This is a genomic window from Mycobacterium sp. IDUB_21, from assembly GCF_055419425.1.
The window spans coordinates 245,093-271,606 of the sequence record NZ_JBVAXQ010000002.1 but is presented as its reverse complement, the minus strand read 5'-3'; the positions used below and the strand labels follow the sequence as shown (position 1 = coordinate 271,606).

General features: G+C 68.9%; 27 protein-coding genes. 9 read left to right on the top strand and 18 right to left on the bottom strand.

Annotated features, from left to right (window positions below):
- The first annotated feature begins 1 nt into the window (after position 1).
- Positions 2-799: a sensor domain-containing protein gene (locus ACZYY4_RS04140; protein WP_463808186.1), complete on the top strand. Its 798-nt coding sequence runs from the start codon at positions 2-4 to the stop codon at positions 797-799.
- 60 nt (positions 800-859) lie between these two features.
- Here the strand turns inward: ACZYY4_RS04140 and ACZYY4_RS04135 are convergent, their stop codons facing one another.
- A complete protein-coding gene (locus tag ACZYY4_RS04135) occupies positions 860-2,122 on the bottom strand; it encodes a deoxyguanosinetriphosphate triphosphohydrolase (protein WP_463808185.1) in 1,263 nt (420 codons plus the stop codon).
- A gap of 124 nt (positions 2,123-2,246) precedes the next feature.
- Here ACZYY4_RS04135 and ACZYY4_RS04130 point away from each other — a divergent pair, with 124 nt between their 5' ends.
- On the top strand, positions 2,247-4,244 hold the full coding sequence (locus ACZYY4_RS04130; RefSeq protein WP_463808184.1) for a TPM domain-containing protein: 1,998 nt from the start codon (positions 2,247-2,249) through the stop codon (positions 4,242-4,244).
- Positions 4,245-4,311: 67 nt separating this feature from the next.
- On the opposite strand, the gene ACZYY4_RS04125 is transcribed toward ACZYY4_RS04130, so the two are convergent.
- Both ACZYY4_RS04125 and ACZYY4_RS04120 read right to left on the bottom strand, forming a co-directional pair.
- On the bottom strand, positions 4,312-5,196 hold the full coding sequence (locus tag ACZYY4_RS04125; protein ID WP_463808183.1) for a hypothetical protein: 885 nt from the start codon (positions 5,194-5,196) through the stop codon (positions 4,312-4,314).
- Between the two features lie 173 nt (positions 5,197-5,369).
- Positions 5,370-6,764, bottom strand: coding sequence for a glycine--tRNA ligase (locus tag ACZYY4_RS04120; RefSeq protein WP_463808182.1), 1,395 nt, complete (start codon positions 6,762-6,764; stop codon positions 5,370-5,372).
- 151 nt (positions 6,765-6,915) lie between these two features.
- Between ACZYY4_RS04120 and ACZYY4_RS04115 the strand changes: the two genes are divergently transcribed.
- Together ACZYY4_RS04115 and ACZYY4_RS04110 are read left to right on the top strand one after the other, a co-directional pair.
- Positions 6,916-7,272 carry an ArsR/SmtB family transcription factor gene (locus ACZYY4_RS04115; protein ID WP_463808181.1) on the top strand — a complete coding sequence of 119 codons (357 nt, stop codon included), beginning with the start codon at positions 6,916-6,918 and terminating at the stop codon, positions 7,270-7,272.
- Positions 7,269-7,661: a Fur family transcriptional regulator gene (locus ACZYY4_RS04110; RefSeq protein WP_463808180.1), complete on the top strand. Its 393-nt coding sequence runs from the start codon at positions 7,269-7,271 to the stop codon at positions 7,659-7,661. The genes ACZYY4_RS04115 and ACZYY4_RS04110 overlap by 4 nt, the downstream gene beginning before the upstream one ends.
- 19 nt (positions 7,662-7,680) lie before the next feature.
- Here the strand turns inward: ACZYY4_RS04110 and ACZYY4_RS04105 are convergent, their stop codons facing one another.
- The 5 genes from ACZYY4_RS04105 to recO form a co-directional block, all read right to left on the bottom strand.
- Positions 7,681-8,070, bottom strand: coding sequence for a hypothetical protein (locus ACZYY4_RS04105; protein ID WP_463808179.1), 390 nt, complete (start codon positions 8,068-8,070; stop codon positions 7,681-7,683).
- A complete protein-coding gene (locus tag ACZYY4_RS04100) occupies positions 8,070-8,957 on the bottom strand; it encodes a decaprenyl diphosphate synthase (RefSeq protein WP_463808178.1) in 888 nt (295 codons plus the stop codon). Before ACZYY4_RS04100 ends, ACZYY4_RS04105 begins: the two co-directional genes overlap by 1 nt.
- A 73-nt stretch (positions 8,958-9,030) precedes the next feature.
- Entirely contained in the window at positions 9,031-10,251 is a 1,221-nt protein-coding gene (locus tag ACZYY4_RS04095; protein ID WP_463808177.1) for a class I SAM-dependent methyltransferase, read from the bottom strand.
- Positions 10,252-10,387: 136 nt separating this feature from the next.
- Positions 10,388-10,870 carry a hypothetical protein gene (locus ACZYY4_RS04090; protein ID WP_463808176.1) on the bottom strand — a complete coding sequence of 161 codons (483 nt, stop codon included), beginning with the start codon at positions 10,868-10,870 and terminating at the stop codon, positions 10,388-10,390.
- A 111-nt stretch (positions 10,871-10,981) separates the two neighbouring features.
- The gene (gene recO, locus ACZYY4_RS04085) at positions 10,982-11,803 is read right to left on the bottom strand and encodes a DNA repair protein RecO (protein WP_463808175.1); all 822 of its coding nucleotides are present in this window, start codon (positions 11,801-11,803) and stop codon (positions 10,982-10,984) included.
- 74 nt (positions 11,804-11,877) lie between these two features.
- On the opposite strand from recO, the gene ACZYY4_RS04080 reads away from it, so the two are divergent.
- The 3 genes from ACZYY4_RS04080 (at position 11,878) to ACZYY4_RS04070 (ending at position 14,679) form a co-directional block, all read left to right on the top strand.
- Positions 11,878-13,326, top strand: a complete 1,449-nt coding sequence (locus ACZYY4_RS04080; protein WP_463808174.1) for an amidase — start codon at positions 11,878-11,880, stop codon at positions 13,324-13,326.
- A 134-nt stretch (positions 13,327-13,460) separates the two neighbouring features.
- Positions 13,461-13,799 (top strand): hemophore-related protein, encoded by a 339-nt coding sequence (locus ACZYY4_RS04075; protein WP_463808172.1) that lies wholly within the window; start codon positions 13,461-13,463, stop codon positions 13,797-13,799.
- Positions 13,800-13,812: 13 nt separating this feature from the next.
- The gene (locus ACZYY4_RS04070; RefSeq protein WP_463808171.1) at positions 13,813-14,679 is read left to right on the top strand and encodes a sulfurtransferase; all 867 of its coding nucleotides are present in this window, start codon (positions 13,813-13,815) and stop codon (positions 14,677-14,679) included.
- Between the two features lie 147 nt (positions 14,680-14,826).
- On the opposite strand, the gene ACZYY4_RS04065 is transcribed toward ACZYY4_RS04070, so the two are convergent.
- The 9 genes from ACZYY4_RS04065 to hrcA all read right to left on the bottom strand — a co-directional run bounded on the left by ACZYY4_RS04065 (position 14,827) and on the right by hrcA (position 22,903).
- Positions 14,827-15,501 carry a DUF5642 family protein gene (locus ACZYY4_RS04065; RefSeq protein ID WP_463808170.1) on the bottom strand — a complete coding sequence of 225 codons (675 nt, stop codon included), beginning with the start codon at positions 15,499-15,501 and terminating at the stop codon, positions 14,827-14,829.
- Between the two features lie 131 nt (positions 15,502-15,632).
- On the bottom strand, positions 15,633-16,529 hold the full coding sequence (era, locus tag ACZYY4_RS04060; protein ID WP_463808169.1) for a GTPase Era: 897 nt from the start codon (positions 16,527-16,529) through the stop codon (positions 15,633-15,635).
- 75 nt (positions 16,530-16,604) lie between these two features.
- Complete coding sequence (locus tag ACZYY4_RS04055; protein WP_463808168.1) at positions 16,605-16,943, bottom strand: cytidine deaminase; 339 nt, start codon at positions 16,941-16,943, stop codon at positions 16,605-16,607.
- Positions 16,933-18,240 (bottom strand): hemolysin family protein, encoded by a 1,308-nt coding sequence (locus tag ACZYY4_RS04050; RefSeq protein WP_463808167.1) that lies wholly within the window; start codon positions 18,238-18,240, stop codon positions 16,933-16,935. The genes ACZYY4_RS04055 and ACZYY4_RS04050 overlap by 11 nt, the downstream gene beginning before the upstream one ends.
- A complete protein-coding gene (gene ybeY / locus ACZYY4_RS04045; RefSeq protein ID WP_463808166.1) occupies positions 18,237-18,773 on the bottom strand; it encodes an rRNA maturation RNase YbeY in 537 nt (178 codons plus the stop codon). The genes ACZYY4_RS04050 and ybeY overlap by 4 nt, the downstream gene beginning before the upstream one ends.
- Positions 18,770-19,831 (bottom strand): PhoH family protein, encoded by a 1,062-nt coding sequence (locus ACZYY4_RS04040; protein WP_463808165.1) that lies wholly within the window; start codon positions 19,829-19,831, stop codon positions 18,770-18,772. Before ACZYY4_RS04040 ends, ybeY begins: the two co-directional genes overlap by 4 nt.
- A 102-nt stretch (positions 19,832-19,933) precedes the next feature.
- Complete coding sequence (locus tag ACZYY4_RS04035; RefSeq protein WP_463808164.1) at positions 19,934-20,671, bottom strand: 16S rRNA (uracil(1498)-N(3))-methyltransferase; 738 nt, start codon at positions 20,669-20,671, stop codon at positions 19,934-19,936.
- A gap of 3 nt (positions 20,672-20,674) precedes the next feature.
- Entirely contained in the window at positions 20,675-21,826 is a 1,152-nt protein-coding gene (dnaJ, locus tag ACZYY4_RS04030; RefSeq protein WP_463808163.1) for a molecular chaperone DnaJ, read from the bottom strand.
- A 33-nt stretch (positions 21,827-21,859) separates the two neighbouring features.
- On the bottom strand, positions 21,860-22,903 hold the full coding sequence (gene hrcA / locus ACZYY4_RS04025) for a heat-inducible transcriptional repressor HrcA (protein WP_463808162.1): 1,044 nt from the start codon (positions 22,901-22,903) through the stop codon (positions 21,860-21,862).
- 112 nt (positions 22,904-23,015) lie between these two features.
- Between hrcA and ACZYY4_RS04020 the strand changes: the two genes are divergently transcribed.
- Together ACZYY4_RS04020 and ACZYY4_RS04015 are read left to right on the top strand one after the other, a co-directional pair.
- Positions 23,016-24,416, top strand: coding sequence for a pyridoxal phosphate-dependent decarboxylase family protein (locus tag ACZYY4_RS04020; RefSeq protein WP_463808161.1), 1,401 nt, complete (start codon positions 23,016-23,018; stop codon positions 24,414-24,416).
- On the top strand, positions 24,413-25,954 hold the full coding sequence (locus ACZYY4_RS04015) for a xylulokinase (protein ID WP_463808160.1): 1,542 nt from the start codon (positions 24,413-24,415) through the stop codon (positions 25,952-25,954). Before ACZYY4_RS04020 ends, ACZYY4_RS04015 begins: the two co-directional genes overlap by 4 nt.
- A gap of 22 nt (positions 25,955-25,976) precedes the next feature.
- Here the strand turns inward: ACZYY4_RS04015 and ACZYY4_RS04010 are convergent, their stop codons facing one another.
- Complete coding sequence (locus tag ACZYY4_RS04010; protein ID WP_463808159.1) at positions 25,977-26,474, bottom strand: MTB12 family secreted protein; 498 nt, start codon at positions 26,472-26,474, stop codon at positions 25,977-25,979.
- Positions 26,475-26,514 lie beyond the last annotated feature (40 nt).

The window sequence follows — 26,514 nt, the reverse complement described above, 5'->3', positions numbered from 1 at the left end:
CATGAGTCAGTCCGAGCAGCCAACGACAGCGAATTCCAAACGACCTCGCCTTCTGCTCGCGATCGCTGTCGTCGTACTGGCTGTGGTGAGTCTGGCGGTGTGGCTGGTCCTGCCCCACCGGTCCCGCGGCGCCGCATCGGGCATCACCGGCGAGACCGTCAAGCAGGTCCTGCTCGACGGCGCCGACCTCACCAAGATGCTGGATCAGCCCTTCACGACCGTCACCGGTCCGCCGTCCTACGGCGGCCCGGAAGCCATGGAGGATTCGACGTCGCCCGGCGAGTGCGCCGGCGTGGTGGACGTCGCACCGAAGAGCGTGTACGCCTCGGCCGACGTGCAGAGCTACGCACGCGAGACGTGGATCGACTCCGAGCCCAACCGGGACGGCTTCAAACCGCTCAGCACCCGGGTGATGTTCGTCAAGGAGGCGGTGGTCGCTCTGCCCAGCGCGGCGGACGCTCAAGCGTTGTTCGCGAGCTTCGCCGAGCAGTGGAAACACTGCGACGGGCAACCGGTCAACGCGGCCGACACCGATCCGAGCGCACAGCCGCACCTCAACGGCACCGAAATGCACATCACCGACGTCCGGATCACCGATGACGTGCTGGCGGCGTCCATCGTGCTCGACAAGAGCCCCAAGGCCCCCGACACCCGGGCCGTCGGCGTGCAGGGCAACTGCATCGTCGGAGTTCTCATCGCGTTCACCGGCACCGAGAACGCCACCGGTTCCGGCGATCCGCAGACCAGCAGCATCGAGGCCGTGCAGGCGATGATGGACAAGGTCACCAAGCTCAGCTGAGTTCGCCCGCGCAGGTCGCAAGCGCGGCGAAGCCGGGCGCTTGGGGCCGCCGCTATGTCACTAGCCCGTCTCGAGGCGCTCCAATCGTCCCTCGGTGCACGACGCGATCTGATCGATGACGACCCGCAGTCGCGCGGCGTCGTCGCCGGCGGCGGCGTACGCCGGGACGAAGATCGGATCCAGACTGTCCGGTGCCCCGCCGAGCAGCCGGTGCGCCACCGCGTGAACCCGCTCGCGCTGGGCGGCCTGAATTTTCCGGTGCTGATCTTCGGACATGATGAACTGCACCGCAAGGGTTTTCAGCACGGCCACTTCGGCCCGGACCAGTTCGGGCACTTCCAGATCGGCTTGGTAGCGCGTCAGCGGTCCCGGGCCGGCGACAGCATGGGTGGCGGTGATCGCCGCGGAGGCGAACCGGCCGACCAACTCGCTGGTCAGTCGCTTCAGCGCCACAGATGCCGACAGGGCCGCGTCGTGGACGCCGACCGCGGCCACCACCGGCAATTCGGTGAGTCGATGAGCAGCCGCGGCCAGGTCATGGACCCCGTCGGGATCGCCGAGGCGCGCCAGTTCGGCCACCGTCGAGGCGTCGGCGAGCACCCGCAGGTCGATACGGCCCGCGACGATGCCGTCTTCGACGTCGTGCACCGAGTAAGCGACGTCGTCAGCCCAGTCCATGACCTGCGCCTCCAGGCAGACCCGGCCATCCGGCGCTCCTTGCCGCATCCATTCGGCGGCGGCTCGATCGTCGTCGTAGAAGCCGAACTTGGTCCGGGCCGCGCCACTACCGAACTGGCGCGGCCACGGATACTTGGTGACCGCGTCCAGGGTCGCCCGGGTCAGGTTCAGGCCCGCACTTGCGCCGTTCGGCCCCAGAACTTTGGGTTCCAGGCTGGTCAGGATACGAAAATTCTGCGCGTTGCCTTCGAAACCACCGCAACCCGAGGCGATTTCATTGAGCGCCTGCTCGCCGTTGTGCCCGTACGGCGGGTGCCCGATGTCGTGGGCCAGTCCGGCCAGGTCGACCAGGTCGGGGTCGCAGCCCAGTCCGATCGCCATCCCCCGCCCGATCTGCGCCACCTCCAGCGAGTGGGTCAACCGGGTCCGGGGGGTGTCGCCGTCACGGGGACCGACGACCTGGGTCTTGTCGGCCAGCCGGCGCAGGGCGGCGCTGTGCAACACCCTGGCCCGGTCGCGGGCAAAGTCGGTTCGGTGCTGGCCGCCGGTGCCAGGTAGGCCGGCGGTTTTCGACGGCTCCGCCACGATTCGGTCGCGATCGTGCGCGTCGTAGCTGTCGTAGTTGTCGTAGGAGTTGGTGGCCACTGCCGCCAGTCTATTTTGATCCCGACCGCATCCATGACAGGCCGGGCCGGAGTCCGCCGCTGCGCCGCCCTGCCGGACGCAGAATTCCATCGATCGCCTGCGGATCGCATATACATTGGCCAGCATGCGAATCACCCGCCTGGCCAGCGCCGCGTGCGCGATCCTCGCCGCGATGCTGCTCCTGGCTCCGAGTGCCGCGGCGCAACCACCGCTGCGCCTGCCCAGCTCGATCACCGACAGCGCGGGGGTGCTGTCGCCCTCCGACCGCGCCGGGGTGCAGGCCGCGATCGACAAGCTCTACGCCGACCGGCACATCCGGTTGTGGGTGGTCTACGTCGACGTCTTCTCCGGACAGACCGCCGACGACTGGGGCCGCAGCACGGCCCGGCTCAGCGACCTGGGCGGCAACGACGCCATGCTGGCGGTGGCCACCGCCGACCACAGCTATGCGTTCCTGGTGTCCAACGGCATCTCCGAGATCAGCACCGGCAAGGTCGACGCGCTGCGGCGCAACCAGATCGAGCCGGCCCTGCACCGCGGCGACTGGGCCGGGGCGGCGTCCGTTGCCGCTACCGGGCTGGACTCCGCGGCAGCACCGGCCGAGGTGAGCTGGGCGCCGATCCTGATCGCGCTGGCCGCCGTAGCGGCCGCCGGGGTCGTGGTGCTGCTGGTGGTACGCCGGCTTCGCCATCGCCGGCGCGCCGCGGCGCTGGCAGCGGCCCGGCGGGTCGATTCGACCGATCCCAATGCGCTGGCCGACGTGCCGGTGTTCGCCCTGGACGCGCTATCGCGGGAGAAGGTGGTCGAAGTCGACAACGCGGTGCGCACCAGCGCCAACGAGTTACACCTGGCGGTCGACGAGTTCGGCGATGACCGCACCCAACCGTTCGCGCAGGCGGTCGCCGCCGCCCAGGCCGCCATGGAGCACGCCTTCACTGTGCGCCAGCAACTCGACGACGACATCCCCGAGACCCCGGCCCAGCAGCGCGATCTGCTGACCGGGGTGATCGTCACCGCGTCGAAGGCCGACCGCGACTTGGAGACACAGCGCGCGTCGTTCGAACAGTTACGCGACCTGGTCATCAACGCGCCGGAGCGGCTCGACGACCTGACTCAGCGCCTGGTCGAGCTGACCGGCCGCATCCCGGCCGCCGAGCGGCATCTGGTCGACTTGCACCGCGAATTCGACGCCACGGCACTGAGCTCGGTGTCCGGCAACGTCAAGACCGCGCAGGACCGTGCGGCCTTCGCCGAGCGCAACATCACCCGGGCCCGCGGGCTGGCCGATCGCCCGGTGACCGGCGGGCAGAGCGATCTGGTGGACGCGGTGCGGGCCGCCGAGTCAGGGCTGGGCCAGGGCCGGGCCCTGCTCGATGCGGTGGATAACGCCGCCCGCGACATCCGGCACGCGGTCGCCACGCTGCCCGAGGCCATCACCGACGCCGAGGCCGGCATCGCGCAGGCCGATACGCAACTGCAGCGCGGGGCGGGTGTGCACAAATCGGAGCTGACCTCGGCCCGCGACACCGCGGTCAAGGCCGTCGCCGCCGCCCGGGCGTCCGGGGATCCGCTGGGGGCGTTCACCGCGTTGACCAAGGCGGACTCCGATCTGGAACAGCTGTTGGACACCCTGGCCGAGGAACACGCGGCCGCCGAGCGACTGGCCCGCACCCTGGAACAGGCCCTGTTCACCGCATCGTCGCGGATCCGCGCCGTGTCGGATTACATCGACACCCGCCGCGGCAGCGTCGGCCCCGAGGCGCGCACCCGACTGGCCGAAGCCCGCCGCCGGCTCGACGCCGCCGAGAACAAGCGCAGCACCGATGTTCCCGGCGCCATCAGCCAGGCCAACGGCGCGGCCACGCTGGCGGCCGCGGCCCAGTCACTGGCCAAGGCCGACGTGCAGTCCGCGCAGCGGGCCTACTACGGGCGCTACGGCGGCGGCCCGGGCGGCGGCAACGACACCGGCGCCATGCTGGGCGGCATCATCATCGGCAACATTCTCGGTGGTGGCGGTATGGGCGGTGGCTTCGGTGGCGGGGGTGGCGGAGGGTGGAGTCCGACCTCCTTCGGCGGCTCCTCGGGCGGCGGAGGTTTCTTCGGCGGCGGCGGCCGCTTCTAGCCCGTTTCTCCGCGAGTGTGCGTGTCCCCGGCCGACTCGCCCAGAAAATTACCGGAATTGCGCACGCTCACGCCGCACGCGACCGGGATAACCCGCCCTCGATCCGGCGCACCATGTCCCAGGACCGGCGCCGGACGTCGTCGTCGACGATCGAGAGCATCGTCCAGCCCACCTCCTGCAGCGCCGCGCGCTTTCGCCGCTCTCGACGCAGCGCCTCGGGGCTGCTGTGGAAGTCGAACCCGTCGTACTCGACCGCGACTCGACACTCCGGCCAGGCGAAGTCCACCCGCCAGGTCTGGAAGTTGCGGTCGATGATCTCGTACTGCAGTTCCGGTGCCGGTAGCCCGCCGTCGAGCATCCCCAGCCGGGCTTCACTCTCCATCGCCGATTCTGACCTGCCATCGGCCAGCGGGATGAGATCGCGCACCATGACGATCCCCCGCCGCCCGGCCTGACGGGCCGCGGCCGAGCGCAATTGACGCCGATCACAGGAGCCGCTGCGCAGGGCTGCGTCGAGGGTCGCCAACGCGCGGGGCCGGCGCAGGCCGCGGGCGACTTCGACTGCGGTCCAGCCGGGTTCGGTCGCCAGCCGGCCGTCGACGAGGGCCAACGGCGCCCCGTCGCGGCGGTGGATCACCAGCCCGTCGGATTTCCGAAGCTGATGCCCGACCGGGTTCAGCACGTGCAGATCCGATCCGTCCTCGGTATCGAAACCGTATGCCGCAGCCGCGGTTCCAAGGCAGATCGCCACCTGTTCACCGGCACGCAGGTCCACGCCCGCCAACCGGGTCATCACGTCCGGGTCGGTGCGGCTGTAGATGCCGAACCACACCGGTGCGAGGTCACCGCGGGCCACGCCTGTTTCGAATGCCGCGCGGCCCAATCGCGTTATCAGTTGCGCGGCGGTTGCCACACCGCCCTGGCCGGCCAGCAACGTATCGAGTTCGTTCATCGCCGCAGCGTGCGACGCGAGCGGGAATGCCGCTAGTCACCGCTGTGGATAACCGCGGCCTACGGAGCCCCTGTGGATCGCGAGCGTGCGTGGACACGGCTCCGGCACGGAGTGTCGGGCCGGGGACACGCACGCTCGCGCAAGCGGGAGGTGCCCCCAGCTCGCGCAAAACCTCAGCAACCCCGCAGGCGCACCGCCAGGTAGTCGGCCACCGCGTCGATGGCCACCCGCTCCTGGGCCATGCTGTCGCGCTCGCGCACGGTGACGGCGTGGTCTTCGAGCGAGTCGAAGTCCACCGTGATGCAGAACGGCGTGCCGATCTCGTCCTGGCGCCGATAGCGCCGGCCCACCGCCCCGGCGTCGTCGAACTCGACGTTCCAGGACCGACGCAGCTCGGCGGCCAGGTCCCGGGCCTTCGGCGACAGGTCGGCATTGCGGCTCAGAGGCAGCACCGCGGCCTTGATCGGCGCCAGCCGCGGGTCCAGCCGCAGCACGGTGCGCTTGTCCACCCCGCCCTTGGCGTTGGGGGCTTCGTCCTCGTGGTAGGCGTCGACCAGGAAGGCCATCAGCGAGCGGGTCAGGCCGGCGGCCGGTTCGATCACGTAGGGCACGTAACGGGTGTCGGTGCCCTGGTCGTAGAACGACAGGTCGACACCGGAATGCTTTGAGTGCGTGGATAAGTCGAAGTCGGTTCGGTTGGCGATACCTTCGAGCTCACCCCACGGGTTGCCGGCGAAACCGAACTTGTACTCGATGTCGGTGGTGCCGGCGCTGTAGTGCGACAGCTTCTCCAGCGGATGTTCGAACAGGCGCAGGTTGTCGCGGTTGATACCGAGGTCGACGTACCACTGCAGTCGGGCATCGATCCAGTACTGGTGCCACTGCGGCGCGGTGGACGGTTCGACGAAGAACTCCATCTCCATCTGCTCGAACTCACGCGTGCGGAAGATGAAGTTGCCCGGGGTGATCTCGTTGCGGAAGCTCTTGCCGATCTGGCCGATGCCGAACGGCGGTTTGCGCCGCGCGGTGGTGACCACGTTGGCGAAGTTGACGAAGATGCCCTGCGCGGTCTCCGGACGTAGGTAGTGCAAGCCCTCGTCGGTTTCGATCGGGCCGAGGTTGGTCTTGAGCATCATGTTGAAGTCGCGCGGTTCGGTCCACTGCCCCTTGGTGCCGCAGTCCGGGCAGACGACCTCGCTCATCGCCACGTCGTCCGGGTTCCCACCCTTCTTCGCCGCGTACGCCTCCTGCATGTGGTCCTGACGGTGGCGCTTGTGGCAGTTGAGGCACTCCACCAGCGGGTCGTTGAACACCTCGACGTGACCGGAGGCGACCCACACCTCGCGCGGCAGGATGATCGCGCTGTCCAGGCCGACGACATCATCACGGCCGGTGACGACCGACCGCCACCATTGCCGCTTGATGTTCTCCTTGAACTCCACCCCGAGCGGGCCGTAGTCCCATGCCGATTTGGTGCCGCCGTAGATTTCGCCGGACTGGAAGACCAGGCCGCGGCGCTTGGCCAGATTGACGACGGTGTCGATGACGGACGCCACGAGTGGGTGCACTCCTGTCTTGTCGGGACCGCGCCGACAACGCCGGCACGCAAAGCAACCGATATCGTATCGACCCCCGCAACGGTTCTTTGACATGCATCATTACGCATGGAACAGTGGGAGCCAGCTGAAAACGGTTTCCAACATGGTCGGAGGTGGTGGCATGTCCCCCGCAGCATCCGGTCTGGTAGCCGACGATCATCAACACACCGGGCCCGCCTTCCCCGCGACACCGCCGCGGGAGATCCTCGACGCCGCCGGGGAATTGCTGCGGGCACTGGCCGCTCCGGTGCGCATTGCGATCGTCTTGCAGCTGCAGGAGTCGCACCGCTGCGTCCACGAGCTCGTCGACGCCCTGGGGGTGCCACAGCCGTTGGTCAGCCAGCACCTGAAGATCCTCAAATCGGCCGGGGTGGTCACCGGGGAACGGTCGGGCCGCGAAGTGCTCTACCGGCTGGCCGACCACCACCTGGCGCACATCGTCATCGACGCGGTGGCCCACGCCGGTGAAGACCGTTGACCGCCCCGGGGGTGCGCTCCACCCGGCAGCGCGCAGCGATTTCGGCACTGCTGGAGACCATCGACGACTTCCGTTCGGCCCAGGAGCTGCACGACGTGTTGCGTGAGCGCGGCGAGAACATCGGGCTGACCACGGTCTATCGCACGTTGCAGGCGATGGCCTCGGCCGGACAGGTCGACACCCTGCGCGCCGACACCGGTGAATCGGTCTACCGGCGGTGCTCGGAGCACCATCACCACCACCTGGTGTGCCGCGACTGCGGCGCCACGGTCGAGGTGGGTGACCACGAGGTCGAGACGTGGGCCGCCCAGATCGCCGCAGAGCACGGCTTCTCCGATGTCAGTCACACCATCGAGATCTTCGGCACCTGCGCCGACTGCCGACATTGAGCCGCGACCGACGTCGGGCTCAGCCGATCAACGCCTGCCGGATGTCGACGCCTTTGGCCAGTACCAACAAGACCAAGGTGCACAGCGCGTCGTCGGTCAGCCCCGAGCCGGGAAAGTTGTAGCGCAGCATCACATCTGCGGTCCGGGAGTCCTTCTCGGCCAGGGTGACCGTCCCGAGCTGGCTGAGACGCGCCTGCTCGGCAGCCCGTTCGCGAAGCTTCTTGGTCAGCGCCAGGTCCCAGGCGAGAATCTGAGTGAGCGACACCAACTCCAGCTCATCGGTGATCGGCACCACCCGCAGTGACGCCAGGGTGCCGTCGTGATGGACGGTCAGCGCACCGTCGGGCTCGACGTCGGTGTGCAGCACCGTGGCGAGCACCGTGGCGAGGCGGTCGGCCAGCTGCGTCATCACGCCGTCCCGAACCGGCGCTGCCGGGAGGCGTACTGTTCGCAGGCCTCCCACAGGTCGCGGCGGTCGTAGTCCGGCCATAGCTTCTCTTGAAAGATGTACTCGGCGTAGGCCGCCTGCCACAACATGAAGTTGGAGGACCGCTGCTCACCGGAGGTGCGGATCAACAGGTCGACGTCGGGCATGTCCGGCCGGTGCAGGTGCCGCGCGACGGTGGCCTCACTGATCCGGTTCGGGTTCAGCTTGCCCGCGACGGCCTCCGCGGCGATAGCCTGTGCGGCTTCGGCGATTTCGGTGCGGCCACCGTAGTTGACGCAGTAGTTGATGGTGATGACGTCGTTGCCGACGGTCATCTCCTCGGCGATCTCGAACTCCTTGATAACGCTGCGCCACATCTTGGGCCGTGAGCCCACCCAGCGCATCCGCACGCCCATCGCGTTGAGATTCTCCCGACGCCGGCGCACCACCTCGCGGTTGAACCCCATCAGGAACCGGACCTCGTCGGCGGAGCGCTTCCAGTTCTCCGTGGAAAACGCGTACACGGTCAGCCACTTGACACCGAGTTCGATTGCGCCGCAGGTGATGTCGATCAGCACCGCCTCGCCCATCTTGTGACCCTCAGTGCGACTCAGGCCGCGCTGAGTGGCCCAGCGGCCGTTGCCGTCCATCACGACCGCGACGTGGTTGGGCAGCGCCTCGGCCGGAATCTGCGGGGCGACCGCTTTGGAGGTGTGCTGCGGTGGACGGCACGGCCCCCCGCCCGGCGGAACCGGCAGCTGGGGAAACACCACCGGCCAGGTCGACTTGTCCGGGAACATCGGGTAGTCGTCGGGCGCCGCAGGCAGCTGCGGAAAGGTGGCCCTCCGATTGGCCCGATTCAACACCATGCGCCCTATCCTGCCCGACCGGCACCGCGCCGCCCGCGAACCCCCCGCAGCGGCTTACCTGTTAGTCCGACGATCAGGAATCGGCACTCAGGTCCATCGCGACGAAGTCCAGGCGCCACAGCGATTGGAACAGCTTGCGACCGAACTTCTCCAGGTCGGGGGCGCTCCCGCGAGACGGCCCGCCGGCCTGCGCCAGGCTCGCGGCGATCTCGCGGATGCTCCGGCGACCGTCGATGCTCTGGACGAACGGCAGCTGGGCCGGGTTCAGCTGCATGCGCCAGCCCGGCCGGGTGATCTCATTGCCGTTGAGGCCGCACTTGAAGCGGAACAGCGGCACATAGTCGAGACTTTCGGCCGTCGAGAAGTCGATCTTGTAACTGCTCTTGGGCCGGTCGGGGCGACACGCCAGGAAGAAGTGCCGCGCGTTGAGGGTGTGGATGCGCTCCATCACCGACCAGATCTTGGCCTCCGGCAGCGCGTTCACCGCGTCGTAGAAGCCCCCCGACGGCGCGGCGATGTCATGGGCGTAGTACGGCGCCTTGAGCAGCCAGCTCTGGAAGTCGAGCCCGGCCGAGTTGACCAGGTCGATGCAGTCGTCGACGTCGTAGCTCTTCGCCCGACCGTGCAGGAACGTGTCCACCAGACCCGAGTCCGAAGCCAGGTCGCCTGCGATCTTCAGGTACGGCTGGACGGGGTGATCCGGGGACAGCATCCGGATGGCCTGGCGGACCGTCTGGATCGATGCGTCGCTCTGCTCCAACTCCAGATCCCGGAAGACCGACTCGAGGATTTCGATGCCGATCCGGCCGTAGCGTGCGTAGAGCATGATGGCGGCGACGCCGTCGGGCCGCAGGCAGTCCGCCACCGCCTTCATGCCCACCTTCGGCTCGGCCATGTGGTGCAGCACCCCGGTGGACACCGCCAGGTCGAAGTCCATGCCCAGCGTGGACAACTCCTCGATCGGGAGCTGGTGCAGCTCCAGGTTCCACAGTCCGTGCTTGTCCTTGAGGTACTGCTGGTGCCCCAGCGACGCCTGGCTGATGTCGACGGCCACCACTTTGGCCTTCGGGTTGTTGTAGGCGAAGACCGCCGCCTGGTTGGTGCCGCAGCCCGCGATGAGGATGTCGAGGTCGGGCCGGTACTCCCGATCCGGCCACAGCACCCGGTGCGCATGGCTCGGGTCGAACCACTCCCAGTTCCCGGCGGACCACGCCTGCAGGTCGTGGATGGGCGGCGGGTACGTCCACCGCTCGTACTGCCGGGAGACGACGTCTGCGCGTGGGTTCTCAGTCACTTCTTTGTGGCTCCTTGCTGCGTTGCCCCCCGGCGATCGAGTCAGACTCTAGCGGGGGTTGTTCGGGTCGACGCGGGGGGTGCGACTCACATCGGAGTGGCGCGCCAGACGCATCGGTTGGTCGTTCCGGGCTGAGTCAGCCGGCGCTTCCGGGCTGGCCGGGCTGACCGGGCTGACCAGGCGTTCCGCCCGGTCCGGACGCCCCGCCTGCACCACCGGCACCGCCGGCACCGGGCTGGCCACCGTGGCCGGACGTGCCACCGGCGCCACCGGCACCGCCGTGCCCACCGGCGCCGCCCCTGCCGCCGTCACCGCCCTTGCCACCTTGGCCGCCCTTGCCACCTTGACCGCCCTTGCCGCCTTGGCCACCCTTGCTACCGGCCCCCGGGGCGCCGTCAGCACCGTCGGCACCATCGGCCCCGTCGGCGCCCGGTGCGTGAGCCGACAGCGGCGCCCAGATCCCGACACCCGGGGCGGGTTGAACGCCCGCCTGTGCGACCGGGCCGACCGCTGGGACCATTCCCGCGACCAGTAGGGCTCCCGCCGCTGCTCCGAGGCCGGCCGCGTATCTCGGCGCAGTGTTGTGCGCCCAGCGCCCCCACCCGGTGTCGTGAATCATTCGGCCTGCCTTCCAGATTGAGCCTTCGGATCGTGAAGTCGCATCAGCCTACCGCCGACATGCGGATGGTCTACCGAAACGAACACAATTGTCAGGCCGGTGCCGGCGGGGTCAGCCGTCGCTGCCGGTGGCCTTCAACGCCGCATCAGCCTCAGCGCCTGACTCGGCCTCAGCGCCTGACTCGGCCTCGGCCGCTGCGCGTTGAACGCGTTCCACCAGCGGCAACGTTCGCAGGCGGCGCTCCAGGTGCCACTGCAGATGGGCGGCCACCAGTCCGCTGGCGTGGCTGCGGTGCGCCGACGTGGAAAATTCAGCGGCCTGCCAGTCCCCGTCGTGCAGCGCCGCCATCAGCTCCAGCACGCCCAACGGCGGGGTCGTGGCGCCGGCCGGGCGGCAGTGCGTGCAGACGCTGCCCCCGGCAGCGATATGAAACGCCCGGTGCGGGCCGGGGGTGGCGCAGCGGGCGCACTCGCTCAGCGCCGGCGCCCACCCGGCCGCCGACATGGCGCGCAGCAGGTAGGCGTCCAACACCAGCTCGCGGGGACGGCTGCCGTCGGCCACCGCCCGCAACGCACCGACCGTGAGCCGGTGCAACGCGGTCGCCGGGGCACGCTCGGCGCCGGCGAGACGTTCAGCGGTCTCCAGCATCACGCAGGCACAGGTGTAGCGGCCGTAATCGCTGACGATGTCGGTGGCGAACGCATCCACCGACACCACCTGAGTGACGATGTCGAGGTTGCGCCCCGGATGCAACTGCACGTCGATGTGGGCGAACGGCTCCAGTCGAGCACCGAACTTACTGCGGGTACGGCGCACCCCCTTGGCCACCGCGCGGACCAGCCCGTGGTCGCGGGTGAGCAAAGTGACGATCCGGTCGGCTTCGCCGAGCTTGTGCTGGCGCAGCACCACCGCCCGGTCCCGGTACAGCCGCATCGCACCAGTCTCGCATCACAGCGAGGCGTTTCGAGGACGGTCACCGGCGTGGCACGCCGATAGTCTCATCACCGATGACCCACCCGCCCGCGGCGCCCGGCACCCGCTTTCCCACCCTCACCGAACAGCTCTACCAGCTGGCCAGCGGCGAGGTGACCTCCGTCGACCTGGTCCGCCGCTCGCTGCGCGCCATCGACGCCAGCCAGTCCACGCTGAACGCCTTCCGGGTGGTCTTCACCGAGTCGGCGCTGATCGGTGCTGCCGAAGCCGACCGGCGCCGAGCGGCCGGCCACCGTGCCCCGCTGCTGGGCATCCCGATCGCGGTCAAGGACGACACCGACATCGCGGGCGTCGCGACCTCCTTCGGCACCTCCGGATACGTCGAACCCGCCGGCAGCGACGCCGAGGTGGTGCGGCGGCTCAAAGCCGCCGGCGCGGTGATCGTCGGCAAGACCAACACCTGCGAACTGGGCCAGTGGCCGTTCACCAGCGGTCCCGGGTTCGGTCACACCCGCAATCCCTGGTCTCGCCGGCACACCCCGGGCGGGTCGTCGGGGGGCAGCGCCGCCGCGGTCGCGGCAGGCCTGATCGCCGCGGCGATCGGATCCGACGGGGCCGGCAGCGTGCGCATCCCCGCCGCTTGGACGCATCTGGTCGGCATCAAACCGCAGCGGGGCCGCATTTCCACCTGGCCGCTGCCGGAGGCGTTCAACGGGATCACCGTCAACGGGGTCCTCGCCCGCACGGTGGCGGACGCGGCGCTGGTACTGGATGCGGCCTCCGGCAATGCCGAGGGCGATCTGCACAAACCGCCGCCGGTCACGGTGTCGGACTACGTGCGGAACGCGCCGGGGCAACTGCGGATCGCGATGTCCACCCGCTTCCCCTACACCGGGTTCCCGGCCCGACTGCACCCGCAGATCAGGGCTGCGCTGGCTCACGTCGCCGAGCAGTTGCGGTTACTCGGGCACATCGTGGTTCGCGGTAATCCCGACTATGGGGTGCGGCTGTCGTGGAACTTCCTGTCCCGCTCCACCGCGGGCGTGCTGGCCGCCGCGAGCGGGCTCGACGGCGGCGTCAACCTCGACCCGCGGACCCTGGCCAACATGCGGACCGGCCGGCTGCTGTCCCAGGCCGTGCTGCGCAAGGCCCGCGCCCACGAGGCCAAAGACCAGCGCCGGGTGGGTTCGATATTCCGCATCGTCGACGTGGTGCTGGCGCCCACCACCGCCCAGCCGCCACCGCTGGTGCACGCCTTCGACGACCTGAACGCCCTCGAGACCGACCGCGCCATGATCGCGGCCTGCCCGGTTACCTGGCCGTGGAATCTGCTGGGTTGGCCGTCGGTCAACGTGCCGGCCGGGTTCACCTCCGACGGACTGCCGATCGGGGTGCAATTGATGGGGCCGGCCAACAGCGACGGTCTGCTGGTTTCGCTGGCCGCGGAGCTGGAGGCCATCAGCGGCTGGGCGGCGCAGCAACCGACTCCGTGGTGGCGCACCGGACCCAGCCCCGGTCCGTGAGAGCCTGCGAAGCGCCGAAAAAATCCGTGACCTGCGACTTCGGCGACGCCATCGGCTGTCCGCTAAGCTTGGTCCGTCTTCAAGTAGGTCTTCGCATCCCCGTAAATGGTGCACTGGTGAAAGGCGTCCGCAATATGGCCCCTCTGTCGTTGACCAGGTTCGCTGTCGCAGCTGGCAGTGTGGCTTTGGCGCTCTCCGCAGGAGCCGGGTTCGCCTCGGCGAGTCCTGACCTCGGCCCGATCATCAACACGACCTGCAACTACTCGCAGGTGCATGCGGCGCTGAACGCGGAGAACCCCGCCGCGGCCGCAGAGTTCGACGCCAACCCGAACGCGCAGGGCATGCTGCAGATGTTCCTGAACGCGCCTCCCGCCAAGCGGCAGCAACTGGCCGGCATGGTCCAGAGCATGCCGGAGGCGCAGCAGTACGTCGGCACCATCACCCAGGTCGCCGGCTCCTGCAACAACTACTGAGCGGAGCCCAGCGGTGGGTCCGCGCCACAAGGTCCTGATCACTGCCGCGGAGCTCGCTGAGCTCCTGCGGGCCGGTGATCCGGTGACCGTCCTCGACGTCCGCTGGAGCCTGGAAGCTCCCGACGGGCATCCGGCATACCTGCAGGGTCACCTCCCGGGTGCGGTGTACGTCTCACTCGAGGACGAGCTGTCCGACCACACCGTGACCGGCCGGGGTCGGCACCCGCTTCCGACCGGACGCAACCTGGAGGCCGCCGCCCGCCGATGGGGGGTGCGGCGCACGAAGCCGGTGGTGGTCTATGACGACTGGAACCGGGCCGCGTCCGGGCGCCTGTGGTGGCTACTGACCACCTCCGGCCTGACCGACGTCCGCATTCTCGACGGCGGCCTGCCGGCCTGGACGGCCGCCGGTGGCGAGTTGGCCACCGGTGAGGTGGCCCCTGAGCCGGGCAACGTGACCCTGCTGCCCGAAGACCTCTACGACGGCATCCGGCCGACCCTTACCGCCGACGAGGCCGGAGACGGCGCTCGCTCCGGCGCGCTGGCCCTGCTCGACGCCCGCGCCCCCGCGCGGTTCCGCGCCGACGAGGAACCGGTCGATGCGGCCGCCGGACACATCCCCGGCGCGAAGAACCTGCCGTTCACCGCCTTGCTGGCCGCCGACGGGACGTTCTTGCCCGCCGACGCCCTGGCTCGGCTGCTCGCCGACCGCGACGTCGGCACCGACGACACCGTGGGCGCTTACTGCGGTTCGGGGATCAGCGCAACGGTGATCGTCGCGGCGCTGGCCGCCGCAGGCCGCCCGGCCGCCCTGTTCCCGGGGTCGTGGTCGCAGTGGAGTTCGGATCAGTCCCGGCCGGTCGCTCGCGGCGAGGGCTGAGAACCGAAGCAGCCCAGGTGGAAGTCCGCGGGGCCCGGGCTGCCCGGCATCGCGTTCATCGTCGCGCGCCGACGTCAGAAACCCTTCTCCGGCACGGTGATGCAGCACCTGGGCGGTGGTGATACCCGCGCCGGCCGCGATGCGGTGCTAGCTGCGCAGCGCCGAGACCGCGTCGGTCAGCAGCTGGCGCGCGCGGTCGGCGTCGACCATCGCCGGGGGCTGACCGCGCACCGCCTGCGGGTTCGCGGTGACCTGCACCAGGGCGTTGCCGAGGTAGGCGGTGAAGGTGTAGGACTCGCGGGACTGCTGCTGTCCGTCCTTGCCGGTGATCTCGATCTCCGAGTGCGAACCCGACGTCTTGGCATGGTCGATCTGCGGGGCGTCCGTCTCGTCCAGGTAGCCGGTGAGCTTGCCGGCCTGGAACGAGACGTGCTTGCACTTCTCGGCGGCGGCGGCGTCGTACGGCAAGTCCTGGTCGGCCTGCATGGCGATGGCGACCAACTGGTTGCCGTTGCCGACAACCGAGACCATCGACATCTTGCCCCGGATGCCCTTGGGCGGCCGGCCGCTGCTGGCCGCGTAGTCGGCACAATCCGAGGGATCGAAAGTCACGCCGGGTGGCATCTTCTGCGGCCCGAGGATCTTGGGATCGATATCGTTGGGGCCCTTGGTCTGGGTCTTGTATTCCGAGCCGAACGTCGACTCGACGTTGAACAGCTTGGTGGTATCGATCGGCTTATTTCCTCCCCCGCAACCGGTCAGTGCTTGCGCGCACAGGATCAGGCCAACAGAGGAGACAACCAACGCTTTGCGTTCCGGCACCCCTGGAATGTACCCAATGCTCCCGTTCCCGCGAGCTGTGGGCACCGCCCGCTTGCGGGGGCGCATGTCCGTGGTCCGGCTCCGGCATCCGCGTCCGCGGATACGCACGCTGGCACCGGCGGCGCAGCCGGCTAGAAGCCGAGCCGGCCGAGTTGCTTGGGGTCGCGCTGCCAGTTCTTGGCCACCTTGACCCGCAGATCCAGAAAAACCTTGGTGCCCAACAGCTTTTCGATCTGGGTGCGAGAGGCGGTGCCCACCTCGCGCAGCCGGGCGCCACCGCGGCCGATCACGATTCCCTTCTGACTGTCGCGTTCGACGTAGAGCACAGCGTGCACATCGATGAGATCGTCCCGGCCGTCGCGACGCTCCACCTCTTCGATCACCACCGCCAGCGAATGCGGCAGTTCGTCGCGCACCCCCTCCAGTGCGGCTTCCCGGATGAACTCGGCCATCAGGGTCTCTTCGGGCTCGTCGGTCAACTCGCCGTCGGGGTAGAACGGCGGGCCGACCGGCAGTGCCGCGGACAGCACGTCGATCAGCACGTCGACCTGCTCGCCGGTGACCGCTGAGACCGGGACGATCTCGGCTTCCGGGGCAAGTTCGCCGACGGCGACCAGTTGCGCGGCGACGTGATCGCGGCTGACCTTGTCGATCTTGGTGACGACGACGACCAGGGTGGTCCTGGGTGCGACCATCCGGATCTGTTCGATGATCCAGCGGTCCCCCGGGCCGATCGCCTCGTCGGCGGGAATGCACAGGCCGATGACGTCGACCTCGGAGTAGGTGTCGCGGACCAGGTCGTTGAGCCGCTTGCCCAATAACGTCCTGGGCCGGTGCAGGCCGGGGGTGTCGACCAGGATGATCTGGAAGGCCTCCCGGTGCACGATGCCGCGGATGGTGTGCCGGGTGGTTTGCGGCCGGTTGGAGGTGATCGCCACCTTCGCACCGACCAGAGCGTTGGTGAGGGTGGACTTGCCGGTATTGGGCCGGCCGATGAAACACACGAAGCCGGAACGGAAGTCAGGCATGACTCTCCTTCGCCGAACGGGTGGTCGGCGCGAGATTCCGCCCGGATTTTCGCGGTGAGTGCACGTTCGGCGCCCTCACAGCGGCCTGCCCGCCCGGTCGGTGAGGATCAGCGCCGCCGCCGACGACAGCTCGCGGACCGCCGTGACACCGTCGTCGTCGGCCGAACCGCCCACCAGCACCGCCGCCTCCAGCCCATTCGCCCCGCTGGACACCGCGGCCGCCACCGCCGCCTGCAGCGCGGTGAGCCGCAGGGCCGCCAGCCGCACCGGAGCCGCAGCGTAACTGCGTCCGTCCAGGTCGCGCACCGCCGCGCCGCTGTCCGCGTCGGCCCGGGCCATCGCCCCGCGGGCCAACACCACCAGCTTGGCATCCTCGGGGTCGAAGTCGGGGTCGGTCAGTGCCTCACCGGTCATCTGTGATCTCCTCGCCGTCGGACTGCGCCGGGCCCGCCGGGCTTACCAGAACGGTGCTGATCCGCACCCGCCCCCGACCGTCGCGGCTGCCCTCGGCCTGCAGACGCAGTCCGTGTGACACTACCTCGGCGCCGGGCAGCGGAACCCGGCCCAGCTCCAGCGCCAGCAGACCGCCGACGGTATCGACGTCGAGGCCCGGGTCGAACTCCATCTCGTACAGCTCGCCGACATCCTCGATGGGCAGCCGTGCCGAGACGCGGAACCTGTTGGCGCCCAACTTCTCCACCGGCGCTACCTCGCCCTGGTCGTACTCGTCGGCGATCTCGCCGACGATCTCCTCCAGCACATCCTCGATGGTCACCAGCCCCGCTATCGCGCCGTATTCGTCGACCAGCAACGCCATGTGGTACCGGCCGCGCTGCATGTCATGCAGCAGTGCGTTGAGCGGCTTGGAGTCGGGCATGAACACCGCCGGGCGCATCACCTGCGCCACCGTGGTGTCGCGCCCACCGTTCGTCGAGTAATAGGTTTGTTGGACAAGGTCTTTCAGGTAGACGACGCCGAGGATGTCGTCGACGTTCCCGCCGGTCACCGGGATGCGAGAGTGGCCGCTGCGTACCGCCAGCGCCGTGGCCTGGCCCGCGGATTTGTCGCTTTCGATCCACACCATCTCGGTGCGGGGCACCATCACCTCGCGGGCGGGGGTGTCGGCGAGCTCGAAGACCGACTGGATCATTCGGCTCTCGTCAGCGGCAACGACCCCGCGCTGCTGCGCCATGTCGACCACCTCGCGCAACTCGATCTCGGAGGCGAACGGCCCGTTGCGGAAGCCCCGCCCCGGGGTCAACGCGTTACCCAGCACCACCAGCAGGCGACTGATCGGGGTGAGCAACACCGAAACCACGTGCAGCGGAAGCGCTGAAGCCAGGGCGATCGAATAGGCGTTCTGCCGGCCCAGGGTGCGCGGACCGACCCCGATCACCACGAAGCTCACCACCACCATGACCGCCGCGGCGGCGAACAGCCCCCAGTCCAGGCCGAGCACGGAGTGCAACAGAAACACCAGCAGCGCGGTGGCGGTGATCTCGCAGGTGATGCGCAGCAGCACCACCAGGTTGATGTAGCGGGGCCGTTCGGCCATCAGCTTGGCCAGCCACCCGGCGCCGGGTCGTTTCGCGCGGACCAGTTCGTCGACCCGCGCGGGCGACACCGCGCTGACCGCGGCGTCGATCGCCGCGAATAGTCCGCCCAGACCGATCAACGCGATCACGCTGACTAACAGCGGTGTGCCGGTCACGGTTCGTCGAAGTACCTGGACTTGTCCAGCAACCGGCGGTCCTTCTCGGTCTGGGTCTCGGCCCGGTAGGTCTCCACCTGGTCAGCGACCCATTCCTCGAGCAGCCGACGCTGCAGCGCGAACATCTCTTTTTCCTCGTCCGGCTCGGCGTGGTCGTAGCCCAGCAGGTGCAGTACGCCGTGCACGGTGAGCAGCGCGAGTTCCTGGCCGAGTGAATGCCCCGCCGCCGCGGCCTGTTCGGCGGCGAACTCCGGGCACAGCGCGATGTCGCCGAGCATCGACGGACCGGCCTCGGGAGCGTCCGGGCGGCCGCCGGGCTCCAGTTCGTCCATCGGGAAGCTCATCACGTCGGTGGGCCCGGGCAGGTCCATCCAGCGCATGTGCAGGTCGGCCATCGCAGCGGTGTCCAGCAGCACCATCGACAGCTCGGCACCCGGGTTGACGTCCATCTTGCCCAGCACGAACTTCGCGACGCTGACGAGCTCGACCTCGGAGACGTCGAGACCGGATTCGTTGGAGACCTCGATGCTCACCGGCGGGACCGGCCCTCGGACGCACTGGCCGCGCGCCGGGCCGCCCGGTTCATCGTCAGGCCCGGCTGGGCGTGCTCGGCTTCGTGGCGCGCGTAGGCGTCGACGATCTCGGAAACCAACCGGTGCCGGACAACGTCGGCGCTGTTCAGCTCGGCGACATAGATGTCGTCGACGTTGTCGAGGATGTCGACTGCGGCGCGCAGACCGGATTTCGCGCCGCCGGGCAGATCGATCTGGGTCACATCGCCGGTGACTACCATCTTCGAGCCGAACCCCAGTCTGGTGAGGAACATCTTCATCTGCTCGGCGGTGGTGTTCTGCGCCTCGTCGAGGATGATGAACGCGCCATTGAGCGAGCGGCCGCGCATGTACGCCAGCGGCGCCACCTCGATCACCCCGGAGCCCATCAGCTTGGGGATCAGCTCGGGGTCCATCATGTCGTAGAGCGCGTCGTACAGCGGGCGCAGATACGGGTCGATCTTCTCGCTCAGCGTGCCGGGTAGAAACCCCAGGCGCTCACCGGCTTCCACCGCGGGACGGGTCAAGATAATCCGGGTGACCTGCTTGGTCTGCAGCGCGTTGACGGCCTTGGCCATCGCCAGATAGGTCTTTCCGGTGCCGGCCGGGCCGATGCCGAACACGATGGTGTGGGCATCGATGGCGTCGACGTAACGCTTCTGGTTGAGCGTCTTGGGCCGGATCGTCTTACCCCGCCGGGACAAGACGTCGAGGGTGAGGACCTCGGCCGGCGATTCGTTGCCGGTGCCCACCAGCATGCCGACGCTGTGCCGCACGATTTCCGGGGTCAGCGGTTGGCCTCCGGCCACGATCGCGACCAGTTCGGACACCACCCGCTCGGCAAGGGCGACGTCGGCAGGCTCTCCGGAGAAGGTGATGGCGTTGCCGCGCGCATGCAGATCGGCTGCCAGCAGGCGTTCGAGCGCGCGCAGGTTCTCATCGGCGGAACCCAGCAGACCCACGATCAGGTCAGGTGGAATATCGACGCTGCTGCGAACTTGCGAGGCCGGCCCGGCAGCGGGGGTATCGCGGGGCGTCACGGGTTTTTCGATGCCTGCTTTCTGAGGTATTCGCGAGTCGACGACGACTCTGAGTCTACCGTTCTCGACCGCGACGACGTACTCATCACCGGAAGGGCTGCCTCACCCCCAGCGCGGGGTCAGCACACCGAGCGCACCCAGTGCGACGGCCGCCGCGGTCGACGTGCGCAGCACGGTTGGCCCCAGCCGCGCGGCGACGGCGCCGGCGTCGGTGAGCGCCGACAGCTCCGCATCGGTGATACCGCCCTCCGGTCCGACGATCAGCGCCAAAGCCGGTGCGGCGGACACGTCGGGCAATCCGGCGCCGGCCGCGTCGTGCAGCACCAGCACCGTGGCACCACCGGTCAGCTGTTCGCGCACCCACGCCACCAGTTCAGGGGTTCCCAGCACCCCGTCCACCGGCGGAACGTGGGCGCGTCGCGATTGCCCGGCCGCCGCCCGGGCAACCGCCCGCCATCGCCGCAGCCCCTTGTCGGCCCGCGGGCCGTCCCAGCGGGCCACGCAGCGGTCGGCCTGCCAGGCCACGAACGCGTCGGCGCCGGCCTCGGTGGCCAGCTCGACCGCCAGCTCGGACCGTTCCGATTTGGGCAGGGCCTGCACCACCGTTACCGGTGGAGCGGGCGCATCGACAGCCCGGCGCTCCAGCACCCGGACCCGCAAACCCGCCCGATCTGCTTCCTCAACCCGGCATTGCGCCACCACGCCGGCGCCGTCACCCAGCGTCAGGTGTTCCCCGGGCCGGATCCGGCGCACCGTCGCGGCGTGGAAGCCGGATTCGCCGCCGACCACGGCCAGCGCACCCGCCTCGGGCAGCGCCTCGACATAGAAGAGGCCGGCCAAGTCTCAGCGGCCGCTGAACGTCTCACGCAGCCGGCTGAACAGCCCGCCGCCGTGCGGGGCATGCGCCGAGCGGACCTCGGCGGTCTCGCGTTCGCGGTGCTGCTTGAACTTGTGCAGCAGCTCGATGTCGTGGTTGTCCAGACGCTCGGGCACCACCACCTCGATGTGGGCGTGCAGGTCACCGCGCGCCCCGGACCGCAGTTGCGGCATGCCGTGGCCGCGCAGCACGAGGATGGCCCCCGGCTGGGTGCCCGCCGGGATGGTGATGTCGGTGGGGCCGTCGAGAATCGCGTCGATGCCCACGGTGGTGCCCAGCGCCGCGTCGACCATCGGCACCGAGATGTGACAGTGCAGGTCGTCGCCGTCGCGGGCGAAGATCTCGTGGGGCTGCTCGTGCACCTCGACATAGAGGTCACCGGCCGGTCCGCCGCCGGGCCCGACCTCGCCCTGGGCTGCCAGCCGGACGCGCATCCCCTCGCCGACGCCGGCGGGGATCTTCACGCTGATATCGCGACGGGCCCGCACCCGACCGTCGCCACCGCACTGGTGGCACGGATCCGGGATCACCTCACCGACCCCGCGGCAGGTCGGACACGGCCGCGATGTCATCACCTGGCCGAGCAGCGAGCGCTGCACGGTCTGCACCTCACCGCGGCCGTGGCAGGTGTCGCAGGCCATCGGCCGGGAGTCCCCGTTGGTGCCGCGCCCCTGGCAGCGATCACAGAGCACCGCGGTGTCGACGGTGACGTGCTTGGTCACACCGGTCGCACATTCGGCGAGATCCAGGCGCATACGCAGCAGCGAATCCGATCCCGGCCGGACCCGGCCGGTCGGGCCGCGGGAGGCCGCGCCGCCGCCGAAGAACGCTTCGAACACGTCCCCCAGCCCGCCGAAGCCGCCACCGAAGCCGCCGAAGCCGTTACCGGCCGCCCCGCCGTTCTCCAGCGGGTCGCCGCCGAGGTCGACGATGCGGCGTTTCTCCGGGTCGGACAACACCTCGTAGGCGGCGCTGATCTCCTTGAACTTGGCCTGCTCGGCCTCATCAGGGTTGACGTCGGGATGGTATTTGCGAGCCATCTTGCGATACGCGCGCTTGAGCTCGGTGTCGCTGGCGCCCTTATCGACGCCGAGCAGTCCGTAATAATCGCGTGCCACGCCTGACCTTTCCCAACTTCCGCCGGCCGGAGATTATCGAGCCCCGAGCACTTCACCGATGTACATTGCAACCGCAGCGACACTGGCGATAGTTCCCGGATAGTCCATCCGGGTGGGGCCCAGCACCCCCATACCCCCGTACACGGTGCCCAGGGAACCGTAGGCGGTGGACACCACCGAGGCTCCGGCCATCTCCTGCGCCTCGGTCTCGTGACCGATGCGCACTGTGACTTTACCGGCTTCCTGCTGCACCGCCAGCAGCCGCAGCACCACGACCTGCTCTTCGAGTACTTCCAGCACGGACCGCAGCGAATTGCCGAAGTCGGCGGCGTTGCGGGTCAGGTTGGCGGTGCCGCCCAGCAGGAGGCGCTCCTCGCGGTGCTCGACCAGCGATTCCAGCAGCACTGTCGCCGACCGCCCGACCGCGTTGGCCAGACCGGGCGGAAGCCCGCTGCGTCCGTCCAGGTGCCCGGCGAGCTCGGCGACGGCGGTGGAGGCCGCCGAGATCCGCTTACCCTCCAAGGCGGCGCCGAGCACCTCACGCAGCTGGCTGAGCTGGTGGTCATCGATGGAGTCCCCGAGTTCGACGATGCGCTGATCTACCCGGCCGGAGTCGGTGATGACGACCAGCAGCAGCCGCGCCGGGGTGAGCGCGATCACCTCGAGGTGGCGCACCGTCGACACCGACAGGGTCGGGTACTGCACCACGGCCACCTGGCGGGTCAGTTGGGCCAGGGTGCGCACCGCTCGGCGCAGCACATCGTCGAGGTCGACACCGGAGTCCAGGAACGACAGGATCGCCCGGCGCTCCGCGCCCGAGAGGGGCTTGACCTCGTCGATGCGGTCGACGAATTCCCGGTAGCCCTTCTCGGTGGGCACCCGCCCCGAACTGGTGTGCGGCTGAGCGATGTAGCCCTCGGCCTCCAGCACGGCCATGTCGTTGCGGACCGTCGCCGAGGAAACCCCGAGGTTGTGCCGCTCGACCAGGGCCTTGGACCCGATCGGTTCCTTGGTCGCGACGAAGTCCGCGACGATGGCGCGCAGCACCTCGAAGCGTCGATCATCAGCCACACTCATAGGCACTAGATTACGGTCTGGGTCATTTCCCGGCGCGAACGTGCGTTTTTGCACGCCGCCGCACCGTGGTTTCTGTACATCTGCGCACGTTGACGCAGAAGAGAGGACCGGCATGTCCGACTTTCCCTACACGGACCGCTTCACCGTCAACCGCGTGCTACCGGAGCAGGGCCGGCCGCGCGAGGAGGTGCTGGCCGAACTGCGGGAGATGGCGCAGGCCGAGGATCCCACCTGGGAGACCGGCAAGGTGTCCGGGACCATGTACTGCGGCGACCATGAGCACTACCGCTTCCTGGACGAGGCGTTCGGGCTGTTCGCCCATGTGAATGTGCTGCAACGCGACATCTGCCCGTCGGCGACCAAGTTCGAGGGCGAGATCATCGCGATGGCCCTGGACCTGATGCACGCCGACGCCGTCACCGATGGCGAACCGGCCGGCATGGTCACCACCGGCGGCACCGGCAGCATCATCCACGCACTGCTGGCCTACCGTGAGCACGCCGCCAAGCACCGCGGCGTCACGCGACCGAACTTCATCAAGCCCGAGACCGGCCACCCGGCCTTCGACAAGGGCTGTCACCTGTTCGGCATCGAACTTCGCAAGGCGCCGATCGACCCGCACACCACCGAAGTCGACGTGGACTGGGTTGCGAACAACATCGACGAGAACACCATCGCGATGATGGGTTCGGCCTGCAACTACGGCTACGGCACCGTCGACCCGATCCCGCAGTTGGGTCAGCTGGCCGCCGAGCGCGGGGTGGGTTTGCACGTCGACGGCTGCCTGGGCGGGTTCGTGCTGCCGTTCGCGGCTGAGTTGGGGTACGGAGATGCTGTGCCCCTCTTTGACTTCCGGGTGCCCGGGGTCACCAGCATCTCGGCGGACAACCACAAGTACGGCTACGCATTGAAGGGCGCCTCCACCCTGCTGTTCCGCGACAAGGCCTACCGCAACGCGCAGTACTTCTACCTGCCGGACTGGAGCGGCGGGAAGTACCTGTCGCCGGGCATCGAGGGGTCCCGCTCGGGCGGGCTGATCGCCGCCGCGTGGGCGTCGATGGTGCGACTGGGCCGCGAGGGATACCGCAACTACGCCAAGGCGATACTGGAGACCGCGGCGGCGATGCAGGACGCAGTGCGCAGCCACCCGGAGCTGACCATCATGGGTTCGCCGACGTTCTGCTTCAGCTTCCGTTCCGATGAATTCGACATCTACCACGTCGCCGACGCGATGAAAGCAGGCGGCTGGCGGTTCAACGGGCAGCAGTACCCCAACGCCATCCACATGGCCGTCACCCGTCCGCAGACCCAGCCCGGGGTGGCCGCGGCGTTCGCCGCCGACCTCGCCGACGCGGTGGAGTACGCCAAGAAGAAGACCGCCGCCGGCGAGGCACCGATCAGCGCCGCGGTCTACGGCGGCGTCCCGGGCGGAATGACCGACGAGGCGGCCCATTTCATCGAGGGGTTCATGGAGCAGATGCTCGACACCCAGCAGTCGCTGCCTCCCGTATGACCGAGCGCGCCGACCGCGTCGTCTTAGCCATCGATCTGGGCACCGGCGGGCCCAAGGTCGGGTTCGTCGCGCTGGACGGCACTGTGCTGTGGTCGGACCTCATCGGCGTCCCGACCACATACGGGCCGGGCGGGGCAGCCACCCAGGACGCCGGTCTGTGGTGGGCGATCATCCGCGACGCCACCCGCCGCGGGCTGGCCGAAAGCGGGGTAGCCGGCGACCAGGTGGCGGGGGTGTCGATCACCGGTCAGTGGGCCAGCACCGTTCCGGTCGACGCAGATGGCCGCCCGGTCGGTCCGTGCGTGATGTGGATGGACACCCGCGGTGCGCCTTACAGCCGCAAGGCGATCGGCGGGCGGTTGGCCGGCTACCGGCCCCGGGCGCTGCTCCATTGGCTGCGCCGAAACGGCGGTATCCCTACTCCGAGCGGCGACGATCCGGTCGGGCACATGCTGCACCTGCAACACGGCGACCCGGCGGTCTTCGACGCGGCCAGTTGGTTTCTGGAGCCGGTGGACTACCTGAGTATGTGTTTCACCGGTCGGGCCGCGGCATCTCGCGCCTCGATGATGAGCGCCTGGCTCACCGACAACCGCAACCTGGCCGTCCTCGACTACGACGACGTGCTGGTGCGACTGGCCGGTGTCGAACGGGCCAAGCTGCCACCGCTGGTGCCGACCGGTTCGATCATCTCGTCCGTGACACCGGCGGTCGCGGCTGAACTCGGCATCTCGCCTGCGGCGCAAGTGGTTACCGGCATCCCGGATCTGCACAGTGCGGCGGTGGGTTCCGGCGCGGTGCGACAAGGCGAGCTGCACCTGACCATCAGCACCACGTCGTGGATCAGCTGCCCGGTGGCGGCCAAGAAGACCGATGCGTTCCACCAACTCACCACGGTGCCGGGCCTGGACCCGACGAGCTACCTACTGGTCAACAATCAAGACACTGCCGGGCGGGCGCTGCAATGGTTGCGCGACAACGTTTTCGACGATCTGGATTACGAGTCACTGACCACCTTGGCCGCCGGCGCACCGGCTGGTTGCAACGGGGTGATCTTCACCCCTTGGCTCAAAGGCGAACACTCCCCCATCGATGACCGCAATGCCCGCGGCGGCTTCCACAATCTGTCGCTGGACACCACCCGGCCCGATCTGGTCCGCGCGGTGCTCGAAGGGGTGGCCTACAACAGCCGCTGGCTGCTCGACTGCGTGAACCGGTTCACCGCCAATGACGGGCCGATCCGGATCGTCGGCGGCGGGGCGCGCTCGGACCTGTGGTGCCAGATCATCGCCGACGTCTGCGGCCGCACCTGCGAACGGGTGGCCGACCCGCTCAATGCGCAGTTGCGCGGTGCGGCCCTGTTCGCCGGTATCGGTATGGGCGAATTGGATCGTGACGAGTTGCGCGATCTGATCCCGCTCGACGGCGTCTTCGAGCCGATCGCGGGGAACCGCGCGGTCTACGATCGGCTCTTCGCCGAGTTTCCCGGGCTCTACAAGACCCAGAAACCCATGTTCGCCCGGCTCAACCGTTCTTGACCATTCCCGAGCTGGATCCAGCTCAGTTGGGCAGCCGCCCGACGGTCTCCTCCATCAGCTCGTCGGCCCCGTTCTGGGACAGCATCCAGCCATTTTGGTCGGTGAAAGTCACGGGTTTGGTGATCGGAGCCGGCAACGTGGGTCCGGTGGCGGTGATATCGGCGCTGACCGTGTCGGGTCCGGTGGAGGCGATGTCGGACGCGGTGAAGGTCAGCGGAAGGCCATGGTGGTGCCCCAATCGGCGCAGCTGATGGTCCAATACATCGGCTTGATGCCGCTGCAGACCGCCGGCCACCAAGCCGCTTTTCACCTCGGCGGGGACCCGTGGATCGACCAGGTCGTCCAGAATTCCGGTAAGTTGCTCGGCGCTCGGCAGACTCGCCGCCGGTGCCGGGTTCTGCGGATGCGGCGCGTGAAACACCGTAAGGGGCGGCTGGTTCGGCGCTTCGGCCACCGCCACGCCCGGCATGGCGATCGCAGCCGCCAAGCCCATACCGACGGTGAGCAGTTTCACGGACATGACGACACCTTTCAGGTTGCCTCGATCAAAACGACCGGGT